The 284-nt window shown below is 69.7% G+C and carries 1 pseudogene; it reads right to left on the reverse strand.

Features of this window, described 5'->3' with window-relative positions:
* A pseudogene (locus IF89_RS0136765) lies at positions 1–284 on the reverse strand (ABC transporter ATP-binding protein); the annotation flags it as partial.

Genomic DNA, 284 nt, shown 5'->3' on the forward strand with positions numbered 1-284 from the left:
GGCGGATCTCCCCACGCAGGTGTTCAGTGATCTCGAGGGACAGCTCCGCGACGTCCGCGTCCTCGATGCGGCGCGGCTGGGCGATGTCCACGGTCCATTCCTTCGCGACCCGGCCGGGTCGGGAGGAGAGCAGGACCACGCGCTGGGCGAGGCGGACGGCCTCGCGCACGTTGTGGGTGACGAAAAGGACCGACAGGCCCGTCTCGGCCCAGATACGGGTGAGTTCGCCGTGCAGGACGTCACGGGTGATGGCGTCCAGGGCCGCGAACGGCTCGTCCATCAGC

Origin of the sequence: Streptomyces sp. NRRL F-2664, from assembly GCF_000719345.1 — a bacterium.
In the GTDB taxonomy this organism is placed as follows: domain Bacteria; phylum Actinomycetota; class Actinomycetes; order Streptomycetales; family Streptomycetaceae; genus Streptomyces.